Annotated in this window: 25 protein-coding genes and 1 tRNA gene; 15 read left to right on the top strand and 11 right to left on the bottom strand. The window is 59.3% G+C overall.

Annotation, left to right across the window (positions count from 1 at the left end; genetic code table 11):
• Positions 1 to 86: 86 nt before the first annotated feature.
• The 5 genes from WH87_RS08075 to WH87_RS08055 all read right to left on the bottom strand — a co-directional run bounded on the left by WH87_RS08075 (position 87) and on the right by WH87_RS08055 (position 5,287).
• Positions 87 to 908 (bottom strand): ABC transporter ATP-binding protein, encoded by an 822-nt coding sequence (locus tag WH87_RS08075; RefSeq protein WP_052726605.1) that lies wholly within the window; start codon positions 906 to 908, stop codon positions 87 to 89.
• On the bottom strand, positions 905 to 1,873 hold the full coding sequence (locus WH87_RS08070) for an ABC transporter ATP-binding protein (RefSeq protein WP_046140345.1): 969 nt from the start codon (positions 1,871 to 1,873) through the stop codon (positions 905 to 907). Before WH87_RS08070 ends, WH87_RS08075 begins: the two co-directional genes overlap by 4 nt.
• Positions 1,870 to 2,742: an ABC transporter permease gene (locus WH87_RS08065; RefSeq protein ID WP_046140344.1), complete on the bottom strand. Its 873-nt coding sequence runs from the start codon at positions 2,740 to 2,742 to the stop codon at positions 1,870 to 1,872. The genes WH87_RS08070 and WH87_RS08065 overlap by 4 nt, the downstream gene beginning before the upstream one ends.
• Positions 2,739 to 3,686: an ABC transporter permease gene (locus WH87_RS08060; protein WP_046140343.1), complete on the bottom strand. Its 948-nt coding sequence runs from the start codon at positions 3,684 to 3,686 to the stop codon at positions 2,739 to 2,741. Before WH87_RS08060 ends, WH87_RS08065 begins: the two co-directional genes overlap by 4 nt.
• Before the next feature lie 68 nt (positions 3,687 to 3,754).
• Positions 3,755 to 5,287, bottom strand: coding sequence for an ABC transporter substrate-binding protein (locus WH87_RS08055; protein WP_046140342.1), 1,533 nt, complete (start codon positions 5,285 to 5,287; stop codon positions 3,755 to 3,757).
• A 262-nt stretch (positions 5,288 to 5,549) separates the two neighbouring features.
• On the opposite strand from WH87_RS08055, the gene WH87_RS08050 reads away from it, so the two are divergent.
• From WH87_RS08050 to WH87_RS08035, 4 genes are all read left to right on the top strand, one after another.
• On the top strand, positions 5,550 to 6,323 hold the full coding sequence (locus WH87_RS08050) for an IclR family transcriptional regulator (protein ID WP_245622327.1): 774 nt from the start codon (positions 5,550 to 5,552) through the stop codon (positions 6,321 to 6,323).
• A 110-nt stretch (positions 6,324 to 6,433) separates the two neighbouring features.
• Positions 6,434 to 7,495, top strand: coding sequence for a malate/lactate/ureidoglycolate dehydrogenase (locus WH87_RS08045; protein ID WP_046140427.1), 1,062 nt, complete (start codon positions 6,434 to 6,436; stop codon positions 7,493 to 7,495).
• Between the two features lies 1 nt (position 7,496).
• Positions 7,497 to 8,309, top strand: coding sequence for an NAD-dependent epimerase/dehydratase family protein (locus WH87_RS08040; protein ID WP_052726603.1), 813 nt, complete (start codon positions 7,497 to 7,499; stop codon positions 8,307 to 8,309).
• 8 nt (positions 8,310 to 8,317) lie between these two features.
• Positions 8,318 to 9,787, top strand: coding sequence for a M81 family metallopeptidase (locus tag WH87_RS08035; protein ID WP_046140341.1), 1,470 nt, complete (start codon positions 8,318 to 8,320; stop codon positions 9,785 to 9,787).
• A 195-nt stretch (positions 9,788 to 9,982) separates the two neighbouring features.
• Here WH87_RS08035 and WH87_RS08030 read toward each other — a convergent pair.
• A tRNA-Thr gene (locus WH87_RS08030) sits at positions 9,983 to 10,058 on the bottom strand.
• Positions 10,059 to 10,365: 307 nt separating this feature from the next.
• Between WH87_RS08030 and cysD the strand changes: the two genes are divergently transcribed.
• The 3 genes from cysD (at position 10,366) to WH87_RS08015 (ending at position 13,596) form a co-directional block, all read left to right on the top strand.
• Entirely contained in the window at positions 10,366 to 11,298 is a 933-nt protein-coding gene (gene cysD / locus WH87_RS08025; RefSeq protein ID WP_046140340.1) for a sulfate adenylyltransferase subunit CysD, read from the top strand.
• Positions 11,298 to 13,184: a sulfate adenylyltransferase subunit CysN gene (gene cysN, locus WH87_RS08020; protein ID WP_046140339.1), complete on the top strand. Its 1,887-nt coding sequence runs from the start codon at positions 11,298 to 11,300 to the stop codon at positions 13,182 to 13,184. The genes cysD and cysN overlap by 1 nt, the downstream gene beginning before the upstream one ends.
• Positions 13,185 to 13,245: 61 nt before the next feature.
• On the top strand, positions 13,246 to 13,596 hold the full coding sequence (locus tag WH87_RS08015; RefSeq protein ID WP_046140338.1) for a VanZ family protein: 351 nt from the start codon (positions 13,246 to 13,248) through the stop codon (positions 13,594 to 13,596).
• Between the two features lie 31 nt (positions 13,597 to 13,627).
• Here WH87_RS08015 and WH87_RS08010 read toward each other — a convergent pair whose 3' ends face one another.
• Entirely contained in the window at positions 13,628 to 14,839 is a 1,212-nt protein-coding gene (locus WH87_RS08010; protein WP_197410754.1) for an ROK family protein, read from the bottom strand.
• 228 nt (positions 14,840 to 15,067) lie between these two features.
• On the opposite strand from WH87_RS08010, the gene xylF reads away from it, so the two are divergent.
• From xylF to WH87_RS07970, 8 genes are all read left to right on the top strand, one after another.
• The gene (gene xylF, locus WH87_RS08005; RefSeq protein WP_046140336.1) at positions 15,068 to 16,111 is read left to right on the top strand and encodes a D-xylose ABC transporter substrate-binding protein; all 1,044 of its coding nucleotides are present in this window, start codon (positions 15,068 to 15,070) and stop codon (positions 16,109 to 16,111) included.
• Positions 16,112 to 16,209: 98 nt separating this feature from the next.
• Entirely contained in the window at positions 16,210 to 17,511 is a 1,302-nt protein-coding gene (locus tag WH87_RS08000; RefSeq protein ID WP_245622342.1) for a sugar ABC transporter permease, read from the top strand.
• Between the two features lie 12 nt (positions 17,512 to 17,523).
• Positions 17,524 to 18,312 carry an ATP-binding cassette domain-containing protein gene (locus tag WH87_RS07995; RefSeq protein ID WP_046140334.1) on the top strand — a complete coding sequence of 263 codons (789 nt, stop codon included), beginning with the start codon at positions 17,524 to 17,526 and terminating at the stop codon, positions 18,310 to 18,312.
• A 65-nt stretch (positions 18,313 to 18,377) separates the two neighbouring features.
• The gene (locus WH87_RS07990) at positions 18,378 to 19,034 is read left to right on the top strand and encodes a DUF1345 domain-containing protein (RefSeq protein WP_156458155.1); all 657 of its coding nucleotides are present in this window, start codon (positions 18,378 to 18,380) and stop codon (positions 19,032 to 19,034) included.
• Between the two features lie 70 nt (positions 19,035 to 19,104).
• Positions 19,105 to 20,232: an S-(hydroxymethyl)glutathione dehydrogenase/class III alcohol dehydrogenase gene (locus WH87_RS07985; RefSeq protein WP_046140333.1), complete on the top strand. Its 1,128-nt coding sequence runs from the start codon at positions 19,105 to 19,107 to the stop codon at positions 20,230 to 20,232.
• An 18-nt stretch (positions 20,233 to 20,250) separates the two neighbouring features.
• Positions 20,251 to 21,201: an alpha/beta hydrolase gene (locus WH87_RS07980; protein ID WP_052726601.1), complete on the top strand. Its 951-nt coding sequence runs from the start codon at positions 20,251 to 20,253 to the stop codon at positions 21,199 to 21,201.
• Positions 21,202 to 21,204: 3 nt separating this feature from the next.
• Positions 21,205 to 21,669 carry a YaiI/YqxD family protein gene (locus tag WH87_RS07975; protein WP_046140332.1) on the top strand — a complete coding sequence of 155 codons (465 nt, stop codon included), beginning with the start codon at positions 21,205 to 21,207 and terminating at the stop codon, positions 21,667 to 21,669.
• 78 nt (positions 21,670 to 21,747) lie between these two features.
• Positions 21,748 to 22,632, top strand: a complete 885-nt coding sequence (locus WH87_RS07970) for a polysaccharide deacetylase family protein (RefSeq protein WP_245622325.1) — start codon at positions 21,748 to 21,750, stop codon at positions 22,630 to 22,632.
• Positions 22,633 to 22,649: 17 nt separating this feature from the next.
• On the opposite strand, the gene WH87_RS07965 is transcribed toward WH87_RS07970, so the two are convergent.
• The 4 genes from WH87_RS07965 to WH87_RS07950 all read right to left on the bottom strand — a co-directional run bounded on the left by WH87_RS07965 (position 22,650) and on the right by WH87_RS07950 (position 26,199).
• Positions 22,650 to 23,039 carry a hypothetical protein gene (locus tag WH87_RS07965; protein ID WP_046140331.1) on the bottom strand — a complete coding sequence of 130 codons (390 nt, stop codon included), beginning with the start codon at positions 23,037 to 23,039 and terminating at the stop codon, positions 22,650 to 22,652.
• Positions 23,039 to 23,791: a 23S rRNA (guanosine(2251)-2'-O)-methyltransferase RlmB gene (rlmB, locus tag WH87_RS07960; protein ID WP_052952315.1), complete on the bottom strand. Its 753-nt coding sequence runs from the start codon at positions 23,789 to 23,791 to the stop codon at positions 23,039 to 23,041. Before rlmB ends, WH87_RS07965 begins: the two co-directional genes overlap by 1 nt.
• Positions 23,792 to 23,852: 61 nt before the next feature.
• A complete protein-coding gene (locus WH87_RS07955) occupies positions 23,853 to 24,908 on the bottom strand; it encodes an ABC transporter substrate-binding protein (RefSeq protein ID WP_197410753.1) in 1,056 nt (351 codons plus the stop codon).
• A gap of 43 nt (positions 24,909 to 24,951) precedes the next feature.
• Complete coding sequence (locus WH87_RS07950; protein WP_046140329.1) at positions 24,952 to 26,199, bottom strand: DUF1501 domain-containing protein; 1,248 nt, start codon at positions 26,197 to 26,199, stop codon at positions 24,952 to 24,954.
• Positions 26,200 to 26,211: the final 12 nt, after the last annotated feature.

Raw genomic sequence — 26,211 nt, 5'->3', positions numbered from 1 at the left:
TGCTCCTTGATTTGTTTTTCCCACATCACATCATGTGTCGGTTGAGGTAAACGCCGCGCCATTTCGTGGTGCGGAATAGTTTGGGTTTACAGCGCTTTACCTTCGAGGCCGGCCTCTACCGTGAGGACTGCGTCGACCAGGTTGCGGGTTGCGGCTGCGGTCGGGCGGGTGAAGAGTTCAACGGGCTGGCCAACCTCAACAATGCGACCTGCAGCAATCACCGAGACCCGGCTTGTGGTGTAAGCAACGACCGAGAGATCGTGAGCGATGAAGACGAGGCCAAGGTTTAAGTCTCGCACCAGGTCGCGCAGTAGGTTGAGCACTTGCGCCTGGATGGAGACGTCGAGGGCGGACACTGGTTCGTCTGCCACCAAGACTCTCGGGTTCGGCATGAGCGCTCGTGCAATTGCGATACGCTGCAATTGCCCACCAGAGAATTCGTGAGGGAAGCGCTCTAGGGCGCTCTTATCCAACCCAACCTGCTCAAGGACTTCGTGCAGGCGTTTGATGTGGTCGCCTTCAATGCGGAGGCTGCGCATGGGTTCGAGCAGTGCGGTACCGATGCGCATGCGCGGATCGAGCGAGCTGCGCGGGTTCTGCAGCACCATTTGAACTGAACGCCTAAAGCGTTCCCGCTCCGCTGGTGTCGCTGACCAGACGTCGTTACCCTCGAATATCAGGCGCCCTTGTTGCGGACGTTCCATGCCGATGAGGATGCGGGTGAGGGTGGTTTTTCCAGCACCGCTCTCACCAACAAGGCCAACGGCCTCGCCCGCGCATACATCGAAGTCGATGCTGTCGAGGACCTTGAAGCTGCTTGGAGGGGCGAATAGCGATGTCCGTTGCAGGCCGTATGACTGGGTGACGCCTTGCATGGCGAGGATGGGGTCGCGTGTGGACAAGGTCATTCAGCCTTCTCCTTCACGGGGTGCCAGCACGCCGCGCCATTGGCACCAAGCTCAGGCATCTCAGCTCGGCACTTTTCGCTAGCCGCGGCGCAGCGCGGATGGAAGGCGCACCCCGTAGGCAGGTTGTGCAGCGGTGGAACCATACCCGGAATGGAGCCCAGACGAGAGGAGCCATCCAGCGCGATATTGTCCATGGTGGGCTGAGAGTCGAGAAGGCCGCGCGTGTAGTGGTGGCGGGGGCTCCTGAAGACCTCCTGCACGGGTCCATGTTCGACGATGCGTCCCGCGTACATCACCGCGACGGTGTCGCACATGGCTGCAATGACTGGCAGGTCGTGCGTGATCATCAAGAGGGCCGTATTACGGTCCCGCGCAGCCGCATTGAGAAGTCGGAGTACCTGCTTTTGCACCGTGACATCGAGGGCGGTGGTGGGTTCGTCGGCAATGATCAACTGTGGGTAACAGGCGAGGGCCATGGCGATCATGATGCGCTGCTTTTGACCGCCCGATATCTGGTGCGGATAGGAGCGCGCCAGTTGCTCAGGACGTGGCATGTTCATCTGAACCATCAGATCAAGGGCCTGCTTCATCGCTTCGCGACGGCTCACCTTTGAATGTCGATGAATGACATCGGCGATCTGGTCACCAACCCGGCGAACTGGATTGAGCGACGACATTGGGTCCTGGAACACCATGGAGATGGTCCGGCCACGCCGTTTAGAAAAGGACGTGTCCGTCTCGGTGATGAGATCCACGCCATCGTGCAGTACCTGGCCAGCGGCGTGCCAGCCCGTGGGAGACAGGCCCATCAATGCGAGCGCTGTCATGCTTTTTCCCGAGCCAGACTCTCCCACCAATCCCATACGTCCGCCCCTTGGCAGGGTGAAGGAGACCCCCCGAACGGCGTTGAGTGCGTCGTATCCGACGACGAGGTCGTGGACCTCAATTGCTGGAGCCAAAGTCATGCGCCCCTCCGTGATAGTCGAGGGTCGAGAACGTCACGAAGTCCGTCGCCGAGCAGATTGAGTCCGAGCACGACGGTGACGATGGCCAGGCCCGGCCACATCGCTAGCGGGGATGAGATCCCGACCTGTTGCTGAGCTTCGTTGAGCATCATTCCCCACGAAATAGAGGGGCGCGTTACGCCAACGCCGAGATAGGAAAGCCCTGCTTCTGTCAAAATGCCTGCGGCAAAAAACAGGGTGAATTGCACAATGATGACACCAGCCACATTTGGCAGGATGTGGCGAAGCAAAATGAACCAGGTGGGGCGCCCGTAGAGCCTGGCTGCGGTGATGAAATCCTCCTGCAGAACCGACATCGCCGCCGAGCGAATGACGCGCGTGAAGGATGGGGTAAAGAAGGCCGATAAGGCCAGAACGGTCGTCAGAGCACCTGAGCCGATAGTCGCTGCCAGAACCAGCGCTGTGACAATACCCGGGATCGACAAAAGGATATCGGCACCGCGAGATATGGTCTCGTCGGCGATCCGGCCGAACGCTGCTGCCGACAAGCCCGCAACGGTGCCGATAATCAGGCTGATCAAAGCTCCGCCTGCGCCAACGAGCAGTGAAGTGCGAGCGCCGACCATCAGTTGGGACAAGATATCGCGCCCAAGCACGTCAGTGCCCAGGACGTAGCCGGGGGAACCGGCTGGCAGCAGCCGATCGGGTATGCGTGGCACATTGGGGTTGTGTGGCAAGTAGAAGGCAGAGAGGAGCGCAATGGCGAGAAACGCCACGCTGATGACGATACCCAGCAGCAGGGCGGTATTGCTGAGCCAGCGTGGACGACGCCGTGACTTTGCCGGCTTGTTTGTGGCGATGGCGCTCATCGGGCCAACCTCACGCGTGGGTCGAGCACGCCGTAAAGCAGATCGACTATAAGATTGATAAACATAACGAAAATGATGATTAGCATGACGGTGGATTGCACGACGATAACCTCGCGCGCAGCAACGTTGGCCAGGATCATGCGGCTCAGGCCGGGCAGAGAGAACACGGTCTCGATAATAACTGTCCCACCGATAAGCTCGGCGATTTGGAGCCCGACGACCGTTGCAATCGGAAGCGCGGCGTTTCGCAGGCCGACCTGCAAAAGCGCCTCCATCCGGGTCATGCCCGTTGCGCGTGCCGTTCGCACGTAATCCTGGTTCATCACATCCAGCACGGCCGAGCGCACATAGCGGGTCAGCGAAGCGCCGAGAATGAGGCCAAGTGAGATAATGGGCAGGACGAGGGAGCGAACAGCGCCCCAGAAGTCTGCACTCCAGTTTGTCCAGCCACCCGTGGGCAGCCACCCAAGGCGTACGCCGAACAGCAGGGACAGCAAAATACCGGCCCAGAACACGGGAACCGCAATGCCGACCTGGCTGAGGATCGTGATCAGCGCGCCGAGTGGTTTGTCGGAGTTGAGCGCGGAATAGGTTCCCGCCGGTATCGCGATAAGCAAGCCGAGCAGAAGGCCGGAAACGCAAAGTGGAATTGAGATCGATAGGCGTGACACGACGAGGTCGGTGACCGCTTCATTGGTACGGAACGAGCGCCCGAGGTCACCCCTGAAAATATTGCCAATCCAGTCAAAGTACTGAACCACCATGGGGCGATCCAAGCCATATTGCTGGGCGAGCGCATTGATCGCATCTGCGGTTGCGTCCTTACCCAGGATAATGGCGGCGACATTTCCGCCTGCTCCGCGAATGAGCAGGAAAATCGCTATGGATGCTGCGAACACTGCCAGAAGAAAAAAGGCCAGTTTTCTGACGATATAGAGCGTCATGGAGCAGGGCGCCTCCCGGGGTGCCTTGAGGTGGGAGATGGGGCCAGCTGGGCCGGCCCCAGCACGGATTACCAGTGGAGCGGAGCGAACTCGATGGCCACTGCGACGCGTGGTTCGATGAAGCCTTTCAGATCAGCCTCAAACAAACCGACGCCCTTCTTGGCAATGATTGGAACGATCACAGCTTCGTCGCGGAGGATCTTGGCCGACTTGAGCATCAACGCCAGATAGTCTTCGTCGGTCAGGGCAGCGTCAGCATCGGACAGCGCTTGGGTGTAGTCCGCGCTGCAGTAAGTGCTCCAGCCGGCGCTCGCTTCGTCAGAGCATGCCCACTGTGTGGGATCCGCATCCGAGGACATGACTGTCACGTCAAACTGCGGTGGACGGCCCTGGAAAATCAGCTGCGAGTAACGCGCCAGGTCGATTGCGTTCCGCGTCATGTTGAAACCAGCGGCCTGCATCGTCGGCACCATGATATCTGCAGGCAGCGACAAATCCGGGACATCGCTCAGCGAAACGTATTCAAGCGGTGTGTTCGCATAGCCCTTTTCTGCCACAAGGCTCATCGCCCCTTCAATGTCATAAGGATAGGGGCAGGTTTCAGGGCTTTCCGGGGCGTACCAGGCCTGGTTCGGTAGAGCAAAGGTACAGGTATTCTCTGCGCCCCATGCAGCACCGAAAGCGTCGTTGTAAGCTTGGCGATCAATTGTCATGGCCAGGGCCTGACGGAGCTCTGGGTCGAGTTTTTGATTGAAGACGGCAAAAGTCGGTTCACCGATCTGCGGATAAGTGACCATCGAGAAAGACTTATCCAGACCACGCGCGGTCAGCTGCTCCCAGAGATCAATCGTGATGACAGGCAGAGAGTCGACTTCGCCCGCTTCGAGCGCATTCAGTCCGGCGGTGCCGTCCGTGATAATGCGGACGCTCACTGAGCCAATCGCTGGGGCGTCGCCCCAATAATGTTCGTTGGCAGTGAATTCGAGGCTGCTGTTCGACGTGTAGCTGACAAGCTTGTAGGGACCGGTGCCAATTGGATTGGTGGCAATGGTGGCCGCAGCAGCCTCCGGCTGAATCAGACCGGCGGTCGACCCCATTCCCTTCCAGAAATTCTGACTTGGTCGCGACAGTGTTACCGTCACCGTCCGGTCGCCGGTCTTCTCGATGGAACTCACTGCCTGATAAGGGCTGGAATTCTGCGAGACCGGGCTCTCTTTCATGGTCTTGAGGGAGTAGACGACGTCATCAGCCGTCAGCGCCTCGCCATTTGAGAACGTGGCCTCGCGGATGTTGAAACTATAGGTCAGCCGATCATCGCTGATCGTCCACGACTCAGCGACGCCGGGCGAAACTGTGCCGTCCTTGTTGAAATAGATAAGCGGTTCAACCACGTTTGCGGGGATCCAGAGGCGCAGTGCCGTGAGGTTGCTCTTTGTGAAATCCAGCGTGCCCGGATCCTGGCGGGCGACAAGGATCATCTTGCCTTCATCAGCGCGCGGAGAGGCTGCCAGCGCAACGCCTGAAAGCGACGTCATAATTGCCGCAGTGGCGGTCAGCGTCGCCAGTCCGAGACGGAAGGCCTTCGAGGTAGTGTGGGTCATGGTCGTTCCCTAAGCTGTTTTTCGCAAGCGGAGACCACCCGACTGCGCCGGGCCCCTTCGGTCTACGTTCCTCACAAGGAGGCACCCGGGCGCGCTTTGTGTAAATGCGACTGCGTTTCGCTTCACGAAACAAGGTGAGTTTGGATGCACATAAAGTGTGCAAAATGTGCTTCTGTTGACATGACTAGCAGCATGATTTTCTATGCCGTCCGTCGCATCAATTTCGCGATGGTTAGGCTGGGAGGGCGCGTTGGGGAAGGTTGTGGATCAGTATTCCGTTCTGCCTGTTGCGAAGGCTATGCAGGTCTTCGTCTATGTCGCGAGCCAGGCGCATGACGTGACGCTGACCGAAGTCGTCCAGGCGCTCAACATGCCCAAGACAACGGTATTCCGTTATCTGCAAACACTGTCTGCAGCTGGCCTTTTTGCGCATGACGTTGTGCTCGATCGATACGGGGTTGGCCATCGCTTTAGGGAACTGGCGCGGATCGACGATATCCATCACACGCTCAGAAGTACCGCCGACGGTGAACTCGATGATCTGGTGGACAGCTTTCGCCAAACGGTGAACCTTGGCGTCCTCGCTAAACATGAAGTGGTTTATGTCGATATCCGTGAGGCGACGCGTACACAGCGCTTCCAGGCACGCGTTGGCCACCGCCACCCCATGCACTCCACGTCATTAGGGAAGGCCATCGCTGCGTTTCTGCCCCTGGAAACAATCGAACAGCTCGTGAGTGCCGATTTCGAGCAGCGTACCTATCGAACGCTGACCGATTCACGGACCTTTCGCCGCCACGTTGAGGAAACGCGTAAGCGCGGTTTTGCCATTGAGACTGGCGAAAACGAGGATGGCGTCACCTGCATTGGCGTTCCGATTTTCGATGGCAAAGGGTATCCGATCGCCGCAGTCAGCCTAACCGCACCTGACAATCGCATGCGAGTGATCATCGAGCAGGCCGCTGAGGCCCTGCAAGGCGCTGCGCGGCGAATTACTGCGTCACTGCCCCCAGTCTCACTTCATAGTTCAGCATAGTCCCTGCCATTAGGTGTCGTAGGTTCCTTGCAACGAAACGGCGCGACCTTATCTGACGTTCTCTCCTGACCTATGCTTCTCCTGCATTAATTCGGGAGATGTCGGTGGGTATGGTCTTAGTTGCATCCGAGGCGCTGCACGGCGCTGTCGTTGAACTGTTTGTGGCCGTTGGTGCATCAAATGGCTCGGCCCTCCTGATTGCGGATCACCTTGTGGAGGCGAACCTACGTGGTCACGACTCCCATGGTGTTGGCGTTGTGCCGCTCTATCTTCGGAGCATCAAAGCCGGAGGCATGAACCTTGCGCAGAGCCTGCGTTTGGTTACCGAAGCTGGCGGCATGATGATCTTTGACGCAGGCCATGGTCCGGGGCAGGTCATGGGGCACCACGCCATGGAAGCAGGCATTGGGCACGCACAGGCCCATGGCAGCGCCATCATTGGCCTACGCAACAGTCATCACCTTGGGCGGATTGGGCATTGGGCCGAGCAGTGCGCCGCCGCGGGTCTGGTTTCGATACATTTTGTGAATGTGGTTGCGGGGCCACTCGTCGCGCCGTTCGGGGGCAAAAAAGCGAGACTTGGCACCAACCCATTCGCCGTTGGATTTCCACGTGTCGGAGAGGAGCCGGTCGTTGTGGACTTTGCCACAAGCCGATTGGCCATGGGAAAGGTCCGCGTGTATCGCAATATGGGCAAGACCTTGCCGGACGACGCTCTCCTGACCGGTCAGGGAGACAAGACCAACGACCCCAATGAATTGTTTGGCGACCCTCCCGGTGTGCTGGTCGCCTTTGGGGAACACAAGGGCTGGGGACTGGCCCTGGCATGTGAACTGCTTGGCGCGGCTCTGCTGGGAGGAGAAACACAGCACGACGCGTCAAGCGGTCCGGCCGTGATCAATTCGATGCTCTCTATTCTCGTGTCTCCGGAGCGCATGGGCACGCAAGACGCGTTCGGCCATGAGATGTCTCAAGTCCTCGCGTGGGTGCAGTCTGAAAACTCAGAAAGGCCGGGAGGGGTCTTGCTGCCTGGAGAGCTGGAGCAGGCCACCAGACGTGAACGATTGAATCTTGGTATCCCCGTTGATACGGCAACCCTTGGTCAAATTGCCTCCGCTGCATCGGATGCCGGCCTAAAAGGTTTGGCTTTTCAATCCCTGATGGGACTTTGATATGGTTCGAGTACTCATTGTTGGCGCCTCCGGCAACCTGGGGAGTAAGCTCGTCACGCATTGGCGCGGTAGTCCCGACAAAGATCTCGTGCTGCTTGATCAAATGGCAGGAGAGGGCATTCACGTTGCCGATATAAGTCACTTTGACTCAGAATGGGCTTCCGCGTTTGACGGCGTAGACATCGTTGTCCATCTGGCAGGGAGGATTTCGCCGGCGTCAAAGTGGGAAGAAGTGCAACCTCCCAATATTGTTGGCACAGCCAATGTTCTTGAGGCTGCACGCGAGGCGGGCGTGGGGCGAGTTGTCTTTGCCAGTACTAACCAGGTGATGGGAGGATACCGTTTCCGGACAGATCAGATTGGCCCCGATTCATCTCCGCTGCCACTAAACCCCTATGCCATCTCCAAGCTTGTGGGTGAGGAAATGGGCCGTGCGTTCGCTGCGAAGACGGGCGCTGATTTCATTGCGTTTCGGATCGGTAACATTTGGCCGGGTGAAAACCTGCCCGGTCCCAACCTTGGGATCGGGAGTTGGGGGCAAGAAATGTGGTTGTCCAACCGCGACTTCCTCCATGGTTTCGATTGCGCATTGAGCGCGCCAGCGACCGGATTTGGGATATTCAACCTCGTCTCTGACAATCCGGGGATGCGGTGGGATATTGCGTCGACCAAGCAAGTGCTTGGCTACGCCCCGATGGACGGTAGCGCCCCAGTTATGACGCCATCCGTCATTGAGCAAGACGAGCGCGCACGCGCTGCTGTCTTGGTGCCTGGATCGTGGCTCGATCAGCACAATCGACGTTTCGAAATATAGGATCAGCCATGCGACTGTTTATCGCCACGCTCGGTACCGAGACCAATACGTTCGCTTCCTTTCCTACAGGGCTGGAGGACTTCAAGGCCTGCTTGTGGAACGAGGGAGATATTGCCAGTGCCGCGCCATCCCCTTGGAGCGGGCCGGGCCAAACGTGGCTGAGGCGGGCAGAGCAGGAAGGCTGGGAGGTCATTCAAAGCCTGTTTGCGTTCGCGAGCCCAGCGGGTCCCACCACGCGGGTCGCATATGAAACTATGCGCGACCGTATTCTGGCAGATCTTCGTGCCGCGGGGCCGGTGGACTGTGTCCTGATGTTTCTCCACGGGGCCATGATCGCGGACGGGTACGACGATTGCGAAGGCGACATGGTGTCCCGCATCCGCGAGGTCGTGGGTCCAAGCGCGCGTATTGGGCTAGAGCTTGATCTGCATGCCCACATCGACAACGTTCTGCTGGATGCGGCGGACGTTATCGTCTTCTACAAGACTTATCCGCATATCGATCACAACGAACGTGCCGATGAAGTGTTTGATCTGGTGCGTCGAACGCTGAGTGGCGAAATTGACCCGAAAATGGCACTGTTTGATTGCCGAACCATCGGTTTGTTTCCGACCACCATGGCGGGCCCGATGCCAGAGTTTTGCGCTGCAATGGCCGCTGCTGAGGGGGAAGGTGGTATCCTGTCTCTCTCGCTCAATCATGGTTTCCCCTGGGCGGACCTGCCGCAGGCTGGAGCGAAAATGCTGGCGGTGGTCGATGGCGATCAAGCGCTTGCTGATCGGGTTGCCGCAGATTTTGGCCGCCGCTTTTATGCCATTCGCGCTGCCGCCACTCTGCCATTCACCTCCTTTGAGGAAGCCATTTTGGAGGCAGGTGTTGCGGGCGACAGGCCGCTCGTCATTGCCGACACCGCTGACCAGATTGGTAGCGGTGCCCCCGGAGACACCACATATGTACTCAAGGCCTTCATCGACGCCGGGATTACAAACGCCGCGGTTGTTCCTCTCTGGGACCCGTTGGCGGTACAAATATGCTTCCAGGTGGGGGTAGGTGCCCGGCTAAGGCTTAGGATTGGCGGTAAGGGAGAACCACATTCCGGACCTCCGTTCGATGCCGATGTTGAGGTGCTGCACCTTGCTGCCAACTCGTTCCAGTATCACCTCGGCGATGAAAAGATCGACGTGGGTGATGTGGCTGTGGTTCGCGTCGCTGGTATCGAGGTACTGCTCACCAGTCTCCGAACGAACCTCTACTCGCTGGATTTGATGACCCGGCACGGTATCGTGTTTGAAACCAAGCAAGTGGTGTCCATCAAAAATCTCTACAAGCAGAAGGACCTGTTCGAGCCTATAGCCCGCAAGCAGCTGTTCGTCGCTACCCCTGGCACGAGCAATCCTGACTGGGATGCATTGCCTTTCAGGCGCCTGATGCGTCCAATCTGGCCGCTGGATGAAGATCCATTGGGGCTGGGCGCCTAGCGGTCTGCCGCTTGTAGACGATCCGCTTGGCCTGCCTGGCGGGTTGTCCCTATGAAGCAGATGTAATCAAACCCAAACTTCAGCTTTGCGCCGAGTAGCCGTTCGAGGCAGCTCGTCGCATCTCGAGAAAAGCTTGAACGGGCACCACTGCGCCGGCGCCTTAGTCAGCGTCCAGTACTCAAATATCTCTGGGGGTGGTGCCGGCAGCAGGGTTCGAACCCGCGACCCCCTGATTACAAATCAGGTGCTCTACCAACTGAGCTATACCGGCATCTGCGGGCGAGATAGCAAGCTCTTGAGGGCATTGCAACTCTCCTTTGGCGGATGTGCCCAAATCTCCCGTCTGATCGCTGGTGTGCTGACGGTTCCAGGCCGGTCCGAAACTATTTTTCTGTGGATCTTGCGTCAGGCGCACATTCAGACGCAGCAGGAAAGCTCGTGTCGCAGTTCTATGATGTGCGCTGGCCGCGCGAGAGGCAAATATGCTCAAAGGCCTTGTGGAGCAAGGGTTTGAGGCCCGCGGCGGCTTGAAGCGCAGACCATCTGGGCATATTCAAATGACCTCAAATAGCCCGTCTATGCGGGCGGTCGAGGTGAGCGGATTGACCAGTAACCGATTGACGCATCTGCAAGCGCTGGAAGCAGAAAGCATCGAGATCCTGCGGGAGGTCGCTGCTAGCTTTGAGCGGTCGGTGATGATGTATTCGATCGGTAAGGACTCAAGTGTCCTTCTGCATCTGGCGCGCAAGGCGTTCTATCCAAGCAAAATTCCGTTCCCTTTGCTGCACATCGATACGACCTGGAAATTCGCCGAGATGATCGCCTTCCGCGACCGGATGGCGGAGGAATATGGGTTTGATCTGATCACCCACACCAATCCTGATGGCCTGCGCGACAACATCAATCCCTTCGATCACGGATCGTCACGCTATACCGACATCATGAAGACCGCCGCCTTGCGGCAGGCGCTGACGGCGGGCGCGTATGATGCGGCCATCGGCGGGGCGCGTCGGGATGAGGAGAAATCTCGCGCCAAGGAGCGCATCTTCTCCCATCGCAATGCCAGCCACGCATGGGATCCCAAGAACCAGCGGCCAGAGCTATGGCGCGTGTTCAATACAAGGCTCAATCCCGGCGAGAGCATGCGGGTGTTCCCGCTGAGCAATTGGACCGAGCTCGATATCTGGACCTACATCTATTCCGAAGGCATTCCGATTGTGCCGCTGTACTTCGCCAAGAAGCGACCAATCGTCGAGCGCTTTGGAACCCTGATCATGGTCGATGATGACCGCATGCCGCTCAACAGGGACGAAGTTCCACATGAGGAACTGGTGCGCTTCCGAACGCTCGGTTGCTACCCACTGACGGGGGCGATGCGCTCGTCGGCGGCAAGCCTGCCCGAAATCATCATGGAAATGCAGGCCAGCCGCACTTCGGAGCGGGAAGGGCGCCTTATCGATAGCGACAGCGTCGGATCGATGGAGAAGAAAAAGCAGGAAGGGTATTTCTGATGAGCCTGTCGATGGCGACGCCTGACACCGATATCGACCTGTGGCTCAATCAGCAGACCGACAAGTCGCTGCTGCGCTTTCTAACCTGCGGCAGCGTTGATGATGGCAAATCCACGCTGATCGGGCGGTTGCTTTATGACAGCCAACTGATCCTCGATGATCAACTGGCCAGCCTAAAGAAGGAAAGCCGGAACCGCACGACAGGCGACGAGGGGATCGATTTCTCGCTGCTGGTCGACGGCCTAAGCGCAGAGCGAGAACAGGGCATCACCATCGATGTGGCCTACCGGTTTTTCTCGACCGACAAACGCAAGTTCATCGTTGCCGACACCCCTGGCCATGAGCAGTACACGCGCAATATGGCGACCGGCGCGTCGAACGCCGATTTGGCACTGGTGCTGATCGACGCGCGCAAGGGCGTGCTGACGCAGACACGCCGTCATAGCTTCATTCTGTCTCTGATCGGCGTGAAGCATGTCGTTCTTGTCGTGAACAAGATCGATCTGGTCGACTACGATCAGGCTGTGTTTGATCGTATCGTCGCCGAGTATCGTGCCTTTGCGGAGCCTCTTGGGTTCAAGACGCTTGCCGCTGTTCCTGTTTCGGCATTGCGCGGCGACAATATGTTGGCGCAAAGCCCTAGGACACCTTGGTATGAAGGGCCGGCTCTTGTGCCGTACCTTGAAGGAATCGAGGTGTCCGATGATCGTTCGGCTCAGCGATTTCGCTTCCCGGTCCAGTGGGTAAACCGTCCAAACCTCGATTTTCGCGGGTTTTCGGGTACGGTCGCGGGCGGGTCGGTTTCTGTGGGGGATGACGTTCTTGTGGCGTCATCGCGCAAGCCTGCAGTCGTCAAGCGCATAGTGACCATGACAGGCGATCTGGATCGCGCGGTGGCCGGCCAGGCGGTGACGCTGGTTCTTGATCGGGAAGTCGACATTTCGCGCGGCGATGTTCTGTCCGCGCCCGGTGAGACGCCGGAATACTCCAACCAGTTCCAAGCGCGGGTCGTGTGGATGAGCGACGAGCCCGCATTTCCAGGGCGCTCTTATCTGCTCAAAGTTGGTTCGCAGGTCATTCCCGCAACGATCACTGATCTAAAGTTCAAGACGAATGTGAACACGCTTGAACAGACGGCGGCGACCAAGATTGACCTCAATGAGGTCGCGACGGTGACGATCGCGACAGATAAGCCGATTGTCTTTGACCCGTATACGGCCAACGCGGCGACCGGCGGCTTCATCCTGGTCGATCGTTTGACCAATGCGACACTGGGCGCGGGGACGATAGAGTTCGGACTGCGCCGTGCGCAGAACCTGACCTACCAATCGTTCGACGTGAACCGCGACGTTCGCGCCGCCCAAAAGGGACAAGAGCCACGGATCGTCTGGTTCACCGGGCTGTCTGGCTCCGGCAAGTCGTCGATCGCCAACCTCATTGAGAAGCGTCTGACCGCAGAGGGCAAGCACGCCTACATCCTCGACGGCGACAATGTGCGCCACGGGCTCAATAAGGACCTAGGGTTTACCGAGGCCGCGCGCATCGAAAACATTCGCCGCGTCGCGGAAGTGGCCAAGCTCATGGCTGATGCGGGCCTGATTGTGCTGGTGTCGTTTATTTCTCCGTTCGAGAACGAACGGAGACTGGCTCGCGAGATCGCCGGCGACGTCGATTTTGTCGAGGTCTATGTCGATACGCCAATCGAAGTTTGCGAGGCGCGTGATCCCAAGGGGCTCTACAAACGCGCGCGTGCAGGCGAGATCAAGAACTTCACGGGGATCGATTCACCTTTCGAGGTGCCAAAAAACGCGGAGATTGTTTTGAGCGGTGCCGACAACGAGCCGGTGGAGCTTGCCGAGCAACTGTACGATTGGCTCACTCATTAGCTTGAGCACACAACCCGTTGATGGCGGTTGAAGTCCTCAGGGGGGATGATATCAGGGCTTCATGTCCTTTGCCCATAAGTGCCTAGCGTTCGGCCTCGGCGCCGTCATCATTTACCTGACGCTCGGTCCCGTCGGACTGCGCTCGGCAAGTCCTTTTCCGGCCCAGATTGATCGGATGGGGGCCTACATAGTTCTGGGTCTGCTGTTCGCGATTGCCTATCCGCGCCGGCTGCTCTGGGTGATGCTGGTGCTATTGGCCATGGCTGTCGGTCTCGAATGGGCCCAAAACCTGCGTCCGGACCGCCATGCCGAAGTTGCCGATATGATCGTCAAGTGTGTCGGCGTGGTATTGGGTGTCGCGGGTGGCTGGGCGGCGTTGCAGCTGCAGAAGCGAGCCTCCCTCAGGCGCTAGGGGCGATCGCTTGGCCTAAGCCGCGACGAACCTATTGCAGTCCCGCAAAATAGGCCTGGTCTATTTCGTCGAGCGTTTTCATCTGGAGCCCCCTGAAGATTGGCTCCTTTTCGTCAAGGTGGGGCACGATTTCTGGCATGCCGTTGATACGGCAGAGCAGGGACCCTGACATGGCGCTCCGTATTTCCTGCTCCATCAGGTGAAAGGCGCGCGCGCCGGGGCCGACGATCAGGATGTGCGTTGGATCGAAGACAGCCATCATCCGGCTGAGCCCGAAGCCGATAGCTCGACCGGCAAGATTGAATGCGTGGGTTGCTGTTCGGTCGCCGCTGCTGGCCCTGGCGATGAGGCCTTCATATTCGTGTGGCGGGACGGCCGGGGCCGGTTGGGTGGTTTCGGGCACCGAGTAAGCTGTGCGCAATACCCCATAGTCAGCAGCATAGGCTTCGACGCACCCCCGCATACCGCAACGGCAGAGGGCGCCGTTGGGCGAGTGGTTCATGTGCCCGAATTCGGTCGCGCCTTCGTCGCCGCGCCCCATGATCTGGCCCCGGAAGGTCATACCCATGGCTACTGTGGAGCCAACAAAGACAGTGGCGACACTGGCCGCGTGTAGGGCAGGATCGAGCCAACGCACACCTTCGGCGAGCAGTCGGCCCCGCTTATAGAGCGTGACCGGGATGTCGAAGGCTCCGGATAATTTCTGCCCGAAGGGATTATTGGCTAGATGAGCAATAGGCGACCATTTGAGCCCCTGGCCGTCGCGATCAAGTATGCCCTGCACCGAAATTGCTATGCGGCGCAGGACCGCTTCGGGATTGCGCGACTGGAGCAAGTGAATGCGTTCGGCGAGATATTCGGCTGGCGGCATCTGGGCGAAGGTGGTGGGTGTCAGAGGATACTCGATGCGATCCACAAGCACGCCTCCATAGTCGACCAGTGAGAGTCGGGCGCGGTTGACGTCGAGCTCAAACAGGACTGCACAGCCGATGGCGCGGTTAAAACCGATCAGCGTTGCAGGGCGTCCGCGCGAGCGCGTGTCAGCTTTTTCGGCGGCCGCAAGTTCGACAATGATGTTCTGAGCCAAAAGGTCATGGCTGATTGCCGTGATGCTGGCGTGGCTCAGACCCGTTTCGGACGCCAAGGAGGTGCGCGAAAGCGGGCCTTGCAGGCGTAGCGCCCCAAGCACCAAGCCCCGGTTCTGCCGCCGGACGCTGTCACTATCGCTGACGTTCCGCGCCAAGCATCGTTCTCCCCACTTCGCGCGCAACACACCATTCCTGTGCCCGGACCGCAATCGGTATTTAATTCGAGTGCCGAAATTGAAGTTGACACCTGCTGACTCCCGGTGCTTTTCCTCGTGTGAGCAATGAGTTCTGTGCTCAGGCGCCTTTGGAGGGGGCCGCTTTGGTTAGGTGGTTGACGCTGGTTTGAGACCGTGTTGAGCGCAACCATTGGGGGGAGGACGAGCATGAGCAAGACACTGGCAGTGCTGTTCGCGACGACCGTATTGGCCGGATTGCCTGATGTCGCGTTTGCGCAGGAAACGGTGACCATCGGTCTATCCTGGAACAATTTTCAGGAAGAGCGCTGGAAGACGGATGAAGCGGCAATCAAGGCGGTGCTGGACGCCGCCGGGGCCAAGTACATTTCCGCCGATGCGCAATCGTCCGCTGCCAAGCAATTGACGGACATTGAGAGCCTTATCGCGCAGGGCGCCGATGCGATTATCGTGCTGGCGCAAGACGGTGACGCGGTAGGACCGGCAGTTGCTGCGGCTGTGGCCGAAGGGATCCCGGTCGTCGGCTATGACCGGTTGATTGAGAACCCCGATGCTTTTTACCTGACATTCGACAACAAGGAAGTTGGACGCCTGCAGGCGGAAAATGTCTATGCGGTGCAGCCGACGGGCAATTATGTGTTTATCAAAGGGAATGCGGGCGACCCGAACTCCGACTTTCTCTTCGCGGGGCAGATGGAGGTTCTGCAGGCGGCCATTGATCGCGGAGATATCGTCAACGTTGGCGAGGCCTATACCGACAACTGGAACCCCGAAATCGCGCAAGCGAATATGGAGCAGTTCCTGACCGCCAATAATAACGAGATCGACGCCGTTGTTGCGTCCAATGACGGCACAGCGGGCGGGGCAATTGCGGCTTTGACGGCACAAGGGCTAGCCGGCGCGGTGCCCGTCTCGGGGCAGGACGGCGACCATGCTGCTCTCAACCGGATTGCCCTTGGCACTCAAACCGTTTCGGTGTGGAAAGACGCGCGCGTTCTGGGCCGCAAGGCTGCTGAGGTGGCTATGGAGCTCGCCGCAGGAGCGGCTCTCGATACGGTTACCGGCGCGACGAAGTTTTCAGGTGGGCCAAAGGGCGTCGAGATGAATGCGTTCTTCATCGAACCCGTTGTCATTACGCGGGACAACTTGAATGTTGTGATCGATGGTGGCTGGGTTTCCAAGGCAGTCGTATGCCAAGGCGTTCCCAGAGGTCGCGTGCCCGTCTGCGACTGATTTGAATTATGGTGCCGCAGATTGCCGTGGCGCCGAAGGACAGTACCAATTGATTTGGTGCATCCATTGGAGAGAAGCATTTGGCCGACCAGAGCGTCATTCCGACGACCGTTCATCCGAGCAAGTTCGCGCAGAACCCGCTGCAACGATTCCTGCTTGCGACTGAACTCGATACGCGCCTGATCGGCATGATCGTGGCATTGGCAATCATCTGGATCGGCTTCAATGTCTTTTCCGGTGGGCTGTTCCTGACGCCGCGCAATCTCTGGAATCTGTCGGTACAGACGGCGTCAGTCGCCGTCATGGTCACAGGCATGGTGCTGGTGATCGTCACTCGCAATGTCGACTTGTCGGTTGGCTCCATCCTCGGCTTGGTCGGCATGGTCATGGGGGTCATGCAGACTGATATTCTGCCGGCGCAACTTGGCCTGGGCCTTGGCCACCCCTTGATATGGGCTCTGTCGCTGCTGGCTGGTTTGGCTGTTGGCGTGGGCATCGGGGCGCTTCAGGGCAGCATCATTGCCTATCTGCGTGTGCCCGCGTTCATCGTGACTTTGGGTGGGTATCTGGTTTGGCGTGGTGCTGCCTGGTGGGTGACCATGGGGCGGACTGTCGCGCCGATGGATCCGACGTTCCAATTGATCGGTGGCGGTCCGGCGGGGGCGATCGGTGCCCTTTGGAGCTGGGTTGTCTGTGTCATCGCCTGCGCAGCGATTGTCGTCGGGCTCTATCTCGGGAGACGCCAGCGGTTGCGGTTCAATTTCCCGCTACGCCCGGTTTGGGCAGAGGCGACGCTGGCCATTCTTGGCTGCGGTATCGCAATTGGTGCCGTTTGGGTGGTCAACGCCTACCCATGGCCTCGCCGCATCGCCGAGAATTACGCGCATGCCAATGGCATAGACATTCCCGATGGTGGGCTCTTCATTTCGCACGGCATTGCCATGCCAGTGCTGATCGCCCTTGGAGTGGGTGTGGTGATGACATTCATCGCCACGCGCACGCGGTTTGGGCGCTATGTGTTTGCCATGGGCGGCAATCCCGAAGCGGCTGAGCTGGCGGGTATCAATACGCGCTGGGTGACGGTCAAAATCTTCATGCTGATGGGCGGCCTCTGCGCCATCGCTGCGGCGATTTCATCCGCGCGCCTCAATGCTGCCACCAATGCCCTGGGCACGCTCGACGAGCTTTACGTGATTGCGGCAGCCGTCATCGGTGGAGCGTCGCTGGCTGGCGGTGTCGGCACCATTGCTGGCGCCATGCTGGGCGCGCTGGTCATGCAGTCTCTGCAGTCAGGCATGGTGCTGATGGGGGTTGATAGCCCATTGCAGTCCATCGTTGTTGGCGTCGTCCTCGTCTTTGCGGTGTGGCTCGACACGCTCTACCGCCGAAATAAACACTAGGGAGTCCTTGCCATGCTGGACACCAGAACGCCGCTCGTCGCGATGGACGATATTTCGATTTCATTCGGCGGCATCCGTGCCGTCGATCGGGCCTCCATCGATCTCTATCCCGGTGAAGTCGTTGGGTTGCTCGGCCACAACGGCGCGGGCAAGTCGACGCTGATTAAGATCCTGTCTGGCGCCTATAAACGCGACACGGGCTCGATCCGCATAAACGGGCAGGACGCGACGATCAACAATCCGCGCGACGCCAAGGCCTATGGCATCGAGACGATCTACCAGCAGCTCGCGGTTGCCGACAATGTCGACGCGGCGGCCAATCTTTTCCTCGGGCGCGAGCTGACGACTGCGCTGGGGACGCTTGATGATGCAGCCATGGAGTCCAAGGCGCGCGAAGTGATGGGGCGGTTAAACCCCAATTTCCGCCGCTTCAAGGAGCCTGTACGAGCCTTGTCGGGCGGTCAGCGGCAGTCGGTGGCAATTGCCCGGGCGATCCTTTTTGATGCGCGCATCCTGATCATGGATGAACCGACCGCGTCGCTGGGCCCGCAGGAAACGGCGCAGGTGGGCGAGCTGATCAAACAGCTTAAGTCGGACGGCATCGGCATTTTCCTCATCAGCCACGACATTCACGACGTCTTCGATCTGGCCGATCGCCTTGTCGTTATGAAGAACGGGCAGGTGGTGGGCAGCGCGCGCACCAGCGACGTGACCAAGGACGAAGTGCTCGGCATGATCATCCTTGGAAAAGTGCCCGCCGGGGCACAGGCGGGGCCGGGGGCAGTTCTGGACCAGCGTTAGCCAACAGGGCTTGCCGTCGCCGCGTTACCGGATATCCTTTCACGAAAGGTGAGAGGTAGCTGAGCGTGGTTCTCAAGTCTTTGCGTCATCGATCTTTTTACATTGCGGTTGTGGCGGGGTTGGTCGTCACGTTTGCCAGCCTGATGTTCACCCCGAGGCAGGCTGTGCTGTGGGGGACGATCGTGTTTTTCGCGATCTATCTCTTCTTCAGCCTAGGCTTTTTCCCGCGTGCAACGGCTGAGTTTCTCGACAAGCACGCCGATCAGGAAGACGCCCCCGCCTGGATCATTTTCGTCGCCACGATAGCCGTGATCACCTCGGCCCTGGTCTCGCTGTTCCAATTGGTTGGGACGAAGGATGCCAACGGACTAGAGCTGGTTGCGACGGCGGCAGCGATCCCGCTCGGGTGGCTCACGGTCCATGCCATGGCGGCGCACCACTACGCTTTTGAGTACTACTCCGCCCCCAAAGTGGCCGGGCGGGGCAAAGCAGCGAAGACTGCCCAGAAAGATCGTGAGGGCCTTCAGTTTCCAATGGCCGACAGGCCCGACGGCATGAGCTTTCTCTACTTCTCCTATGTGATCGGCATGACGGCGCAGGTTGCCGACGTGAACGTGACCTCACGAGATATGCAGCGCCTGGTGCTGATGCACGGCATTTTCTCGTTCTTTTTCAACACGGTGATTGTGGCAGCTACGGTCAACGTCGTCGTTTCGCTTTAGCTTTCGTCACATTGCCCGTAGGCGGTTGGTGTGCGAGGGTCCGGCAAATTCGTGAATCGGAGACCTGCAGATGAAAACCCGTGCCGCCGTTGCCTTCCAGGCTGGAAAACCCCTCGAAATCGTCGAAGTCGATCTCGAAGGCCCCAAGGCGGGCGAGGTTCTGATCGAGATCAAGGCCACCGGCATCTGCCACACCGATGATTTCACGCTGTCGGGCGCGGACCCTGAGGGGATTTTCCCCGCTATTCTCGGCCATGAAGGCGCAGGCGTTGTTGTTGATGTCGGTCCGGGTGTGACCTCTCTCAAAAAGGGCGATCACGTCATCCCGCTCTACACGCCAGAGTGCCGCGAGTGCTATTCGTGCCGCTCCGGCAAGACCAACCTCTGCACGGCGATCCGCTCGACGCAGGGGCAGGGACTTATGCCCGACGGCACCTCGCGCTTCTCGTTCGAAGGCAAGCCGATCCATCACTATATGGGTTGCTCGACCTTTTCGAACTTCACCGTTCTGCCCGAGATCGCGGTCGCCAAGATCGACGCGTCGGCGGCCTTCGACAAGGTTTGCTATGTCGGCTGCGGCGTCACCACTGGCATTGGCGCGGTGATCAATACTGCCAAGGTTGAGATCGGCGCGACGGCTGTCGTGTTCGGCCTGGGCGGCATTGGTCTCAACGTGATTCAGGGCCTGCGCCTTGCCGGCGCCGACATGATCATCGGCGTGGACCTGAACAACGACAAGAAGGAATGGGGCGAGCGCTTCGGTATGACGCACTTCGTCAACCCGACCGAGATCGACGGCGATATCGTGCCTTACCTCGTAAACCTGACCAAGCGCCGTGGCGATCTGATCGGTGGCGCGGACTACACGTTCGACTGCACTGGCAATACCACGGTTATGCGTCAGGCTCTCGAATGCAGCCACCGCGGCTGGGGTAAGTCGGTTGTTATTGGCGTGGCAGCGGCGGGCAAGGAAATTTCGACCCGTCCGTTCCAGCTGGTCACGGGCCGCACCTGGATGGGAACGGCTTTCGGCGGCGCCAAGGGCCGTACGGACGTGCCGAAGATTGTCGACTGGTATCTCGATGGCAAGATCGAAATCGATCCGATGATCACCCACACCCTGCGCCTCGAAGATATCAATAAGGGCTTCGAGCTGATGCGCGCCGGCGAAAGCATTCGTAGCGTCGTCGTTTACTAGCCAGGAGCGGGGCAGGTGATGGGTAAGCCAGTTGGCATCATATTGGTTCTGCTTATCATCGGCTTCGTCGGTTACCTGGGCTATGGCAGCTGGGTGACCGCGCAGAGTCTGCGCGGCATTCTCACGGTGGGCGGGCCGACAATCCAGGGCGACGGTTGGCCTGCGCCTCAGTCCCCGGCCGATATCGGCTACGTGGGTGACCCGAAGGCCGCCTACGGCTATGACTTTGAGAACGTCGAGATCGAAACCGAACTCGGCGTTTCCCCTGCGTGGCTGGTGCCCGCTGCAGACGCCGCCGCTTCGCGCTGGGCTATTGTCGTTCATGGCATCGGCGGGCGGCGTGAGAACGGCTATCGCTTCCTCCCTGTTTTGCATGACGCAGGCTTGCCCACGCTGATAATCACCTATCGCAACGATGACGGTGCCCAGTTGTCTCCCGACGGTCTCTACGCTTTCGGCCTCACCGAGTGGCATGACCTGGATGCGGCGATGCAATATGCCTTCGATCATGGAGCGGATGATCTGGTGATCGTTGCAGAATCCATGGGCGGGGGAATTGCGGGACAGGCGCTGCTACACTCGGAGCTCGCGGACAGGATCGCAGCGATTGTTCTCGACGCTCCAGCGGTCGACTTCCCGGCCATTGTGGTCGAGCAGGTTGCGCGGCTTGGTCTGCCTCTGGCGCCAATTCTGGCGCGCGGGGGACTATGGCTGAGTACCCTTGAGCTGCCGATCAATATCGGTTCTGCAACCACAACCACCGTGTTCGCCGAGTTTGCTGGGCCGATGTTCATCTCGCACGGCGAGGCCGATCGGGTCGTGCCAGTGGCTACGAGTGATGCTCTGGTCGAGCGGCGCGACGCCCCGACTGAATACCTGCGGACCAAGGCCGACCACATTCAGTCATGGAAGGAAGATCCCGCTCGCTATAACGCTGCGTTGCGCGCCTTCCTTGGGACGGTGCAGTAGTTCATGGCGGCACCTCAGATTTTTGTCGACGCCGACGCTTGTCCGGTCAAGGACGAAGCCATGCGCGTGGCCGAGCGGCTTGGCCTCGTGGTGACGCTGGTCAGCAATGGGGGGGTGCGGCCCTCTCGCGATCCGATGGTTCGGGTCATTGTGGTACCCGCTGGCGCCGACGCGGCGGATGACTGGATTGTCGAACAGGCGCAGGCCAACGACATCGTTTTGACGGCCGATATTCCTCTCGCCAGTAGAGCCATCGACAAGGGTTGCCATGTGCTTGGGTTTACCGGTAAGCCCTTCACGCCCGCGTCGATTGGCATGGCTTTGGCGATGCGCGATCTCAAGCAGCATCTGCGTGAGACGGGCGAGATAAAAGGGTACAATCCGGGTTTTCGACCTGCGGATCGCTCGGCCTTTTTGAGTGCCCTCGATACCCTTGGACGGAAAGCGAAATCCGACGCTGGCAAGTAATTCTTAAGGATTTACAAGCGGATAATTAACCATAATTGTCGAAAGTGCACTCTGTTGACGTTGTCCAGAGTTCAGCTCGTGTCGCTTTCGCGTTTTGCTATTTCTTTCGTATTTGTGGCCGCTGCACTTGCAGGTTGCGCCAAGCCTCCCGTCGAGCGCGCGGTGTTGACCCAGACGACCACGACGGAAGCGCCAGTCGTGACCGGTGCGATCCTCAAGGCATCTGCTCCCATTTCGCAACAGCCTATTCCTGAGCGTATTTTCTCGACCGGCCATCTCGGCGGTCGCACACTTGCCGTCGGCTCCAGCAGTGATATTGCCCTGCGGCAGGGTGAGGTTATTCTCACGTTTGACGATGGTCCGCGCCCAGGCAAGACCAGCCAGATCCTGGCCAGCCTCGATCATTTCGGCGTCAAAGCGACATTCCTGATGCTCGGTTCGGCCGCGGAGGCCAATCCAAAGCTGGCCCAGCTGGTTGCCAACAAGGGGCACACTGTCGGCAGCCACACGTTCGGTCACGTTGATCTAACGACGCTGAGCCGCCAGGAGGCTGTCGACGAGATTGCCAAGGGCGAACGTGCTGTTGCGCTGGCGCTGGCTGGTAGCGGTCAAACGCTGTCGCCGTTCTTCCGTTTTCCCTATTTGGCACAAAATGGTTTTCTGCGGACCAATCTGATGCAGGGCAGTGTCGTGGTTCTCGATGTCGATGTTGACAGCAAGGACTACTACAAGGAAACTGCGGACGTGGTTCTGCAGCGCACCTTGTCGCGGCTGGATGCACGAGGCAGCGGCATCGTGCTGTTCCACGACATTCACCAGCGTACGGTTGACCTGTTGCCGCGCTTCCTTTCGGAGCTGGAACAGCGCGGCTACACGGTTGTTCGGCTTGTGCCCAAGGACAATGGTGTATTTGGTCGCGACGTGATCACGGCTGATGTGCCGAGCCAGAATGGCACGCTCTAAGAGCGTGCCAACGGCTATTATTCTTCGTCGTCTTCAACGTTGGTGAGATAGACCGACACTTCAACGTCGATGCCATGGCTGGCAATAGCTGCAGCCACGTGCGCGGGCAGGCGGGCGGACATAGCCTCGCCGTGCTCGGGGAAGTCGAAGGCGATGTCGAGTACTGCTTTGCCGATGCGACGATCTTCAAGCATCGCGGCGATCGCCGGACCAGAGCGTTCGGCCAGTTCGAGCAAAGCCCGCACCGGATTATCTGCATCCACGTCGACCTGAGCGTAAAAGCTCGCGTCGGCGTCTTCGGGCTCATAGCGGCTGGTCAGCTGCTTGAGTTGGGTGTCGAGATCATTCTGGCCAATGCTGACACCAGACAGGCGCAGAGCAATGGCGAAGGGTTCGAATTGGCTCATCAGGATCGTCCGGCAGTGGCCGCGAACAGAGCGATCGCGGCAGCGTTGGAAACGTTCAGCGATTTGATCGGGCCGGGCATGTCCAACTTGACCATCTCGTCGCAGAGTTCGCGGGTGCGCTGGCGCAGGCCCTTGCCTTCAGCTCCCATAACGATCGCCAGTGGTTGATCGTCTATTCGTGGCTTGAGCTGCTGTTCCGATTCCGAGTCAAAACCCAGCACTAACATGCCGCGGGCCTTCAGCTTTTCCAGCGCATCGCCGAGGTTGCGCACTTCAATCATGGGTACCAGATCGAGCGCACCTGACGCCGACTTGGCCATAACGCCGGTTTCGCGTGGCGAGTGGCGGGCTGTCGTAATGACTGCATCCGCACCAAAAGCGCACGCTGTACGCAGGATGGCGCCGACATTGTGCGGGTCGGTGATCTGGTCGAGCACCACAACCAGCTTGAGCGGCTTGATGTCTTCGAGGCCAAAGCGGCTGACCGGATCGACCTCAAGCGCGGCGCCCTGATGCACTGCATCGTCGCCCAGCAAGCGGTCGAGTTCCTTGGGTGTGGTCTCCTTGACGGTTACCTTGCCGATTTCGCCGGTCTCTTTGAGCCGCAACAGCGCATTTGGCGTCGCCAGCAGCACTTTCTTGATGCGGTTTTTGTTGTCCAGCGCAGCCCGCACAGTGTGCAGGCCATACAGATAGACCGGGCCATCATCTGGATTGTAGCGCGGCTTGGGGGGGAATTTGTTGATGCTCATATTCGCAGCCGTAGCGCCTTTGTGCGACGCCAGCAAGCGGGGCTTGCTGGCGTCGCAATGATCAGCGGGCGTCGAGGCCGTTGCCGCCAGCGGTGCCGAGGGTTTCCAGCGTCTTTTGAGTAAAGCTCAGGTCGATGATGTCATCGACGCTGATCTTGGCGACGTCCTTGAAGTCTGACTTGGCGTAGATGAAGTCGACTGCCTTTTCGAGGTTCTCGTGCTTCATGCAGCCGTTGATGCACCAGCGCGTGGCGTTGAGTTCGGAGGTGGCCTCAAGGCTTTCGCGCGACAGGTCATCGCGGGCCACAACCATGGCATCCACCCAGCCTTCACGATTGGCTTCCATCGTGCGGGCAGCGTCGGTCAGTGCATCAGTGAAACGCTGCAGCGCTTCGCGCTTGGTTTCGATCGTGCCGTCCAGCGCCGCGATGAACTTTGCCATGGCAGGCGCGCGTTCCGAGTAAGCGTCGGGCTGCACGAGCACATGAACGCCGGGCGTTCCAGCGATAGTCATATATGTGCCGAACGATACCGTGGTCGCATCGACCTGGCCGGCAGCAAGTGCCTGCACGCGCACATCGGGTGAGCCGATGGCAACATAATTCGGACCGTCCGAGGCGATGCCATAGGTGCCCAGAACGGCTTCCGTCAGGTTGTGGTCAAGGCTGCCATTGTCGGCGATGGCGTAGGAGCGCCCCACCAGATCATCGACGGTCGTGATGTCATCCTTGGCCGCAATCAGGAACGCGCTGCCCATGGCAATCGCCACAAAACCGCGAACCGGCACGTCATTGTCAGCGCGCAGGCGAATGGCGGAGTCGATGGCGATGTCAGCAATGTCCACCGCGCCCGAGTTCAGCGCCGCCACAGCCTGGGGGGTGCCGTCGAGTGAAACGATATCGATCTTGAGCCCGTGCTTTTCATAAAAGCCCATGCTTTCGGCCAGCTTGAACAGCGACGAGGTCGTCGGGTTCACATTGGTGTCGGCAACGGCCAGCGCCAGCTTGAGCTCGAGTACATCAGGATGGATGTTCTGCGCAGCGGCAGGGCCGAGCAGGGCGGCAAGGCTCAGACCCGTTGCAAGGGCAGCCATCAGGGGACGACGGAATTGGAACATGGTGGACTCTCAGTGTAGTGATGACGGCTGACGGGCCAACCCGCTAGCTTTTGGCAAACAGCGGGATGCCGCTGAACTCGTTTTTGAGGATGCTGGAGGCTTGGTCGTGCCCCATCCATCCCTGGATCAGGGTTGAATAGATCCGCCGGAAATCGGTGGTGTATTTGAGGTTGCCGTCGTCGAGATCGGTGAGGCTCACCACGCCGCCATATTGTCCGCCGGTCACCGGCTTGCCGATGACAAAGGCCGGGCCCGCCGTGCCGTGATCGGTACCAAGGCTGGTGTTCTCCGCCACGCGCCGCCCGAACTCGCTGAACACCATGACGACGACGTCATCGGCTCGGCCAACCCGCTCCATATCGCGCACAAAGCCCGAGATATGATCGGACGTGTACGACCACAGCCGCGAATGCAGGTCGCCCTGATAGACATGGGTGTCGAAGGCATTATTGCGGTAGGGGACGTAGTAGACCTTTGTCGGGAAGTCAGCGGCGATCAGCGCCGCCACCCGCTCCAACCCAAACGGCACCAGCCCGTAGTCGATGGGCGTGCTGTAGGAATTCCACGCATCGCGCACCAGTTGCTCGGAGCTATTGGCGCTGGCGGCGATATCGAACAAGAAGTCCTGCGAGGCATTGGCGCCGCCATTGCCGCCGCGTGAATCGATGGCCCCGATCGCCGCCATTTCCTCGTGATAGAGCCGCCGGGTGAAGTTGTCCGGATTGTTGAACACAAGCGGCACGTGGTTCATCGAGCGCACGGCCAGCGACTGCCCATCATCGATATTGACGAGGAAATTGCTGGTGTGGCCAAGCGGATCAATCGCGTCGGCCATGCGCCCCAGCCAGCCATAGGCCTCGCCGCTATTGGGCGCGCCGGTCTGCCAGAAGGCCATGGACGAAAAATGCGAGAACGAGGGCTGATCATAGCCCACGCCATGCACCAGCCCCATCATGCCGTCTTTGTAGAGCCGTTCGAACCCGGCCATGGATTTCTGGAAGCCAAAATGCTCGTCGATCTGCAGCAGCTTGTCCTTGCGGATGCCCAGGTTCGGCCGCGCCTTGTAGTAGGCGTCGTCAGCAAAGGGGATGACCGTGTTGAGGCCGTCATTTCCCCCCGAAAGTTCGACGATCACAAGGATACGGTCATTGGCTGCCGCCTGTGCTTCCGCCACTTTGGACCAGACGGGCGAGGAGCTGATGCCGCTGGCGCCTTGCAGCACCATGCTGCCAAAGCCGGACCCAAGCAGGTTTGCCTTGTCGCTGCCGCTGAGCTTTGGGGTGCGTACCATGGGGCTGTCTCC

The organism is Devosia epidermidihirudinis, from assembly GCF_000971295.1.
Taxonomy (GTDB): domain Bacteria; phylum Pseudomonadota; class Alphaproteobacteria; order Rhizobiales; family Devosiaceae; genus Devosia; species Devosia epidermidihirudinis.
The sequence above is the reverse complement of the archived record's forward strand: the minus strand, read 5'-3'. Positions and strand labels throughout refer to the sequence as shown.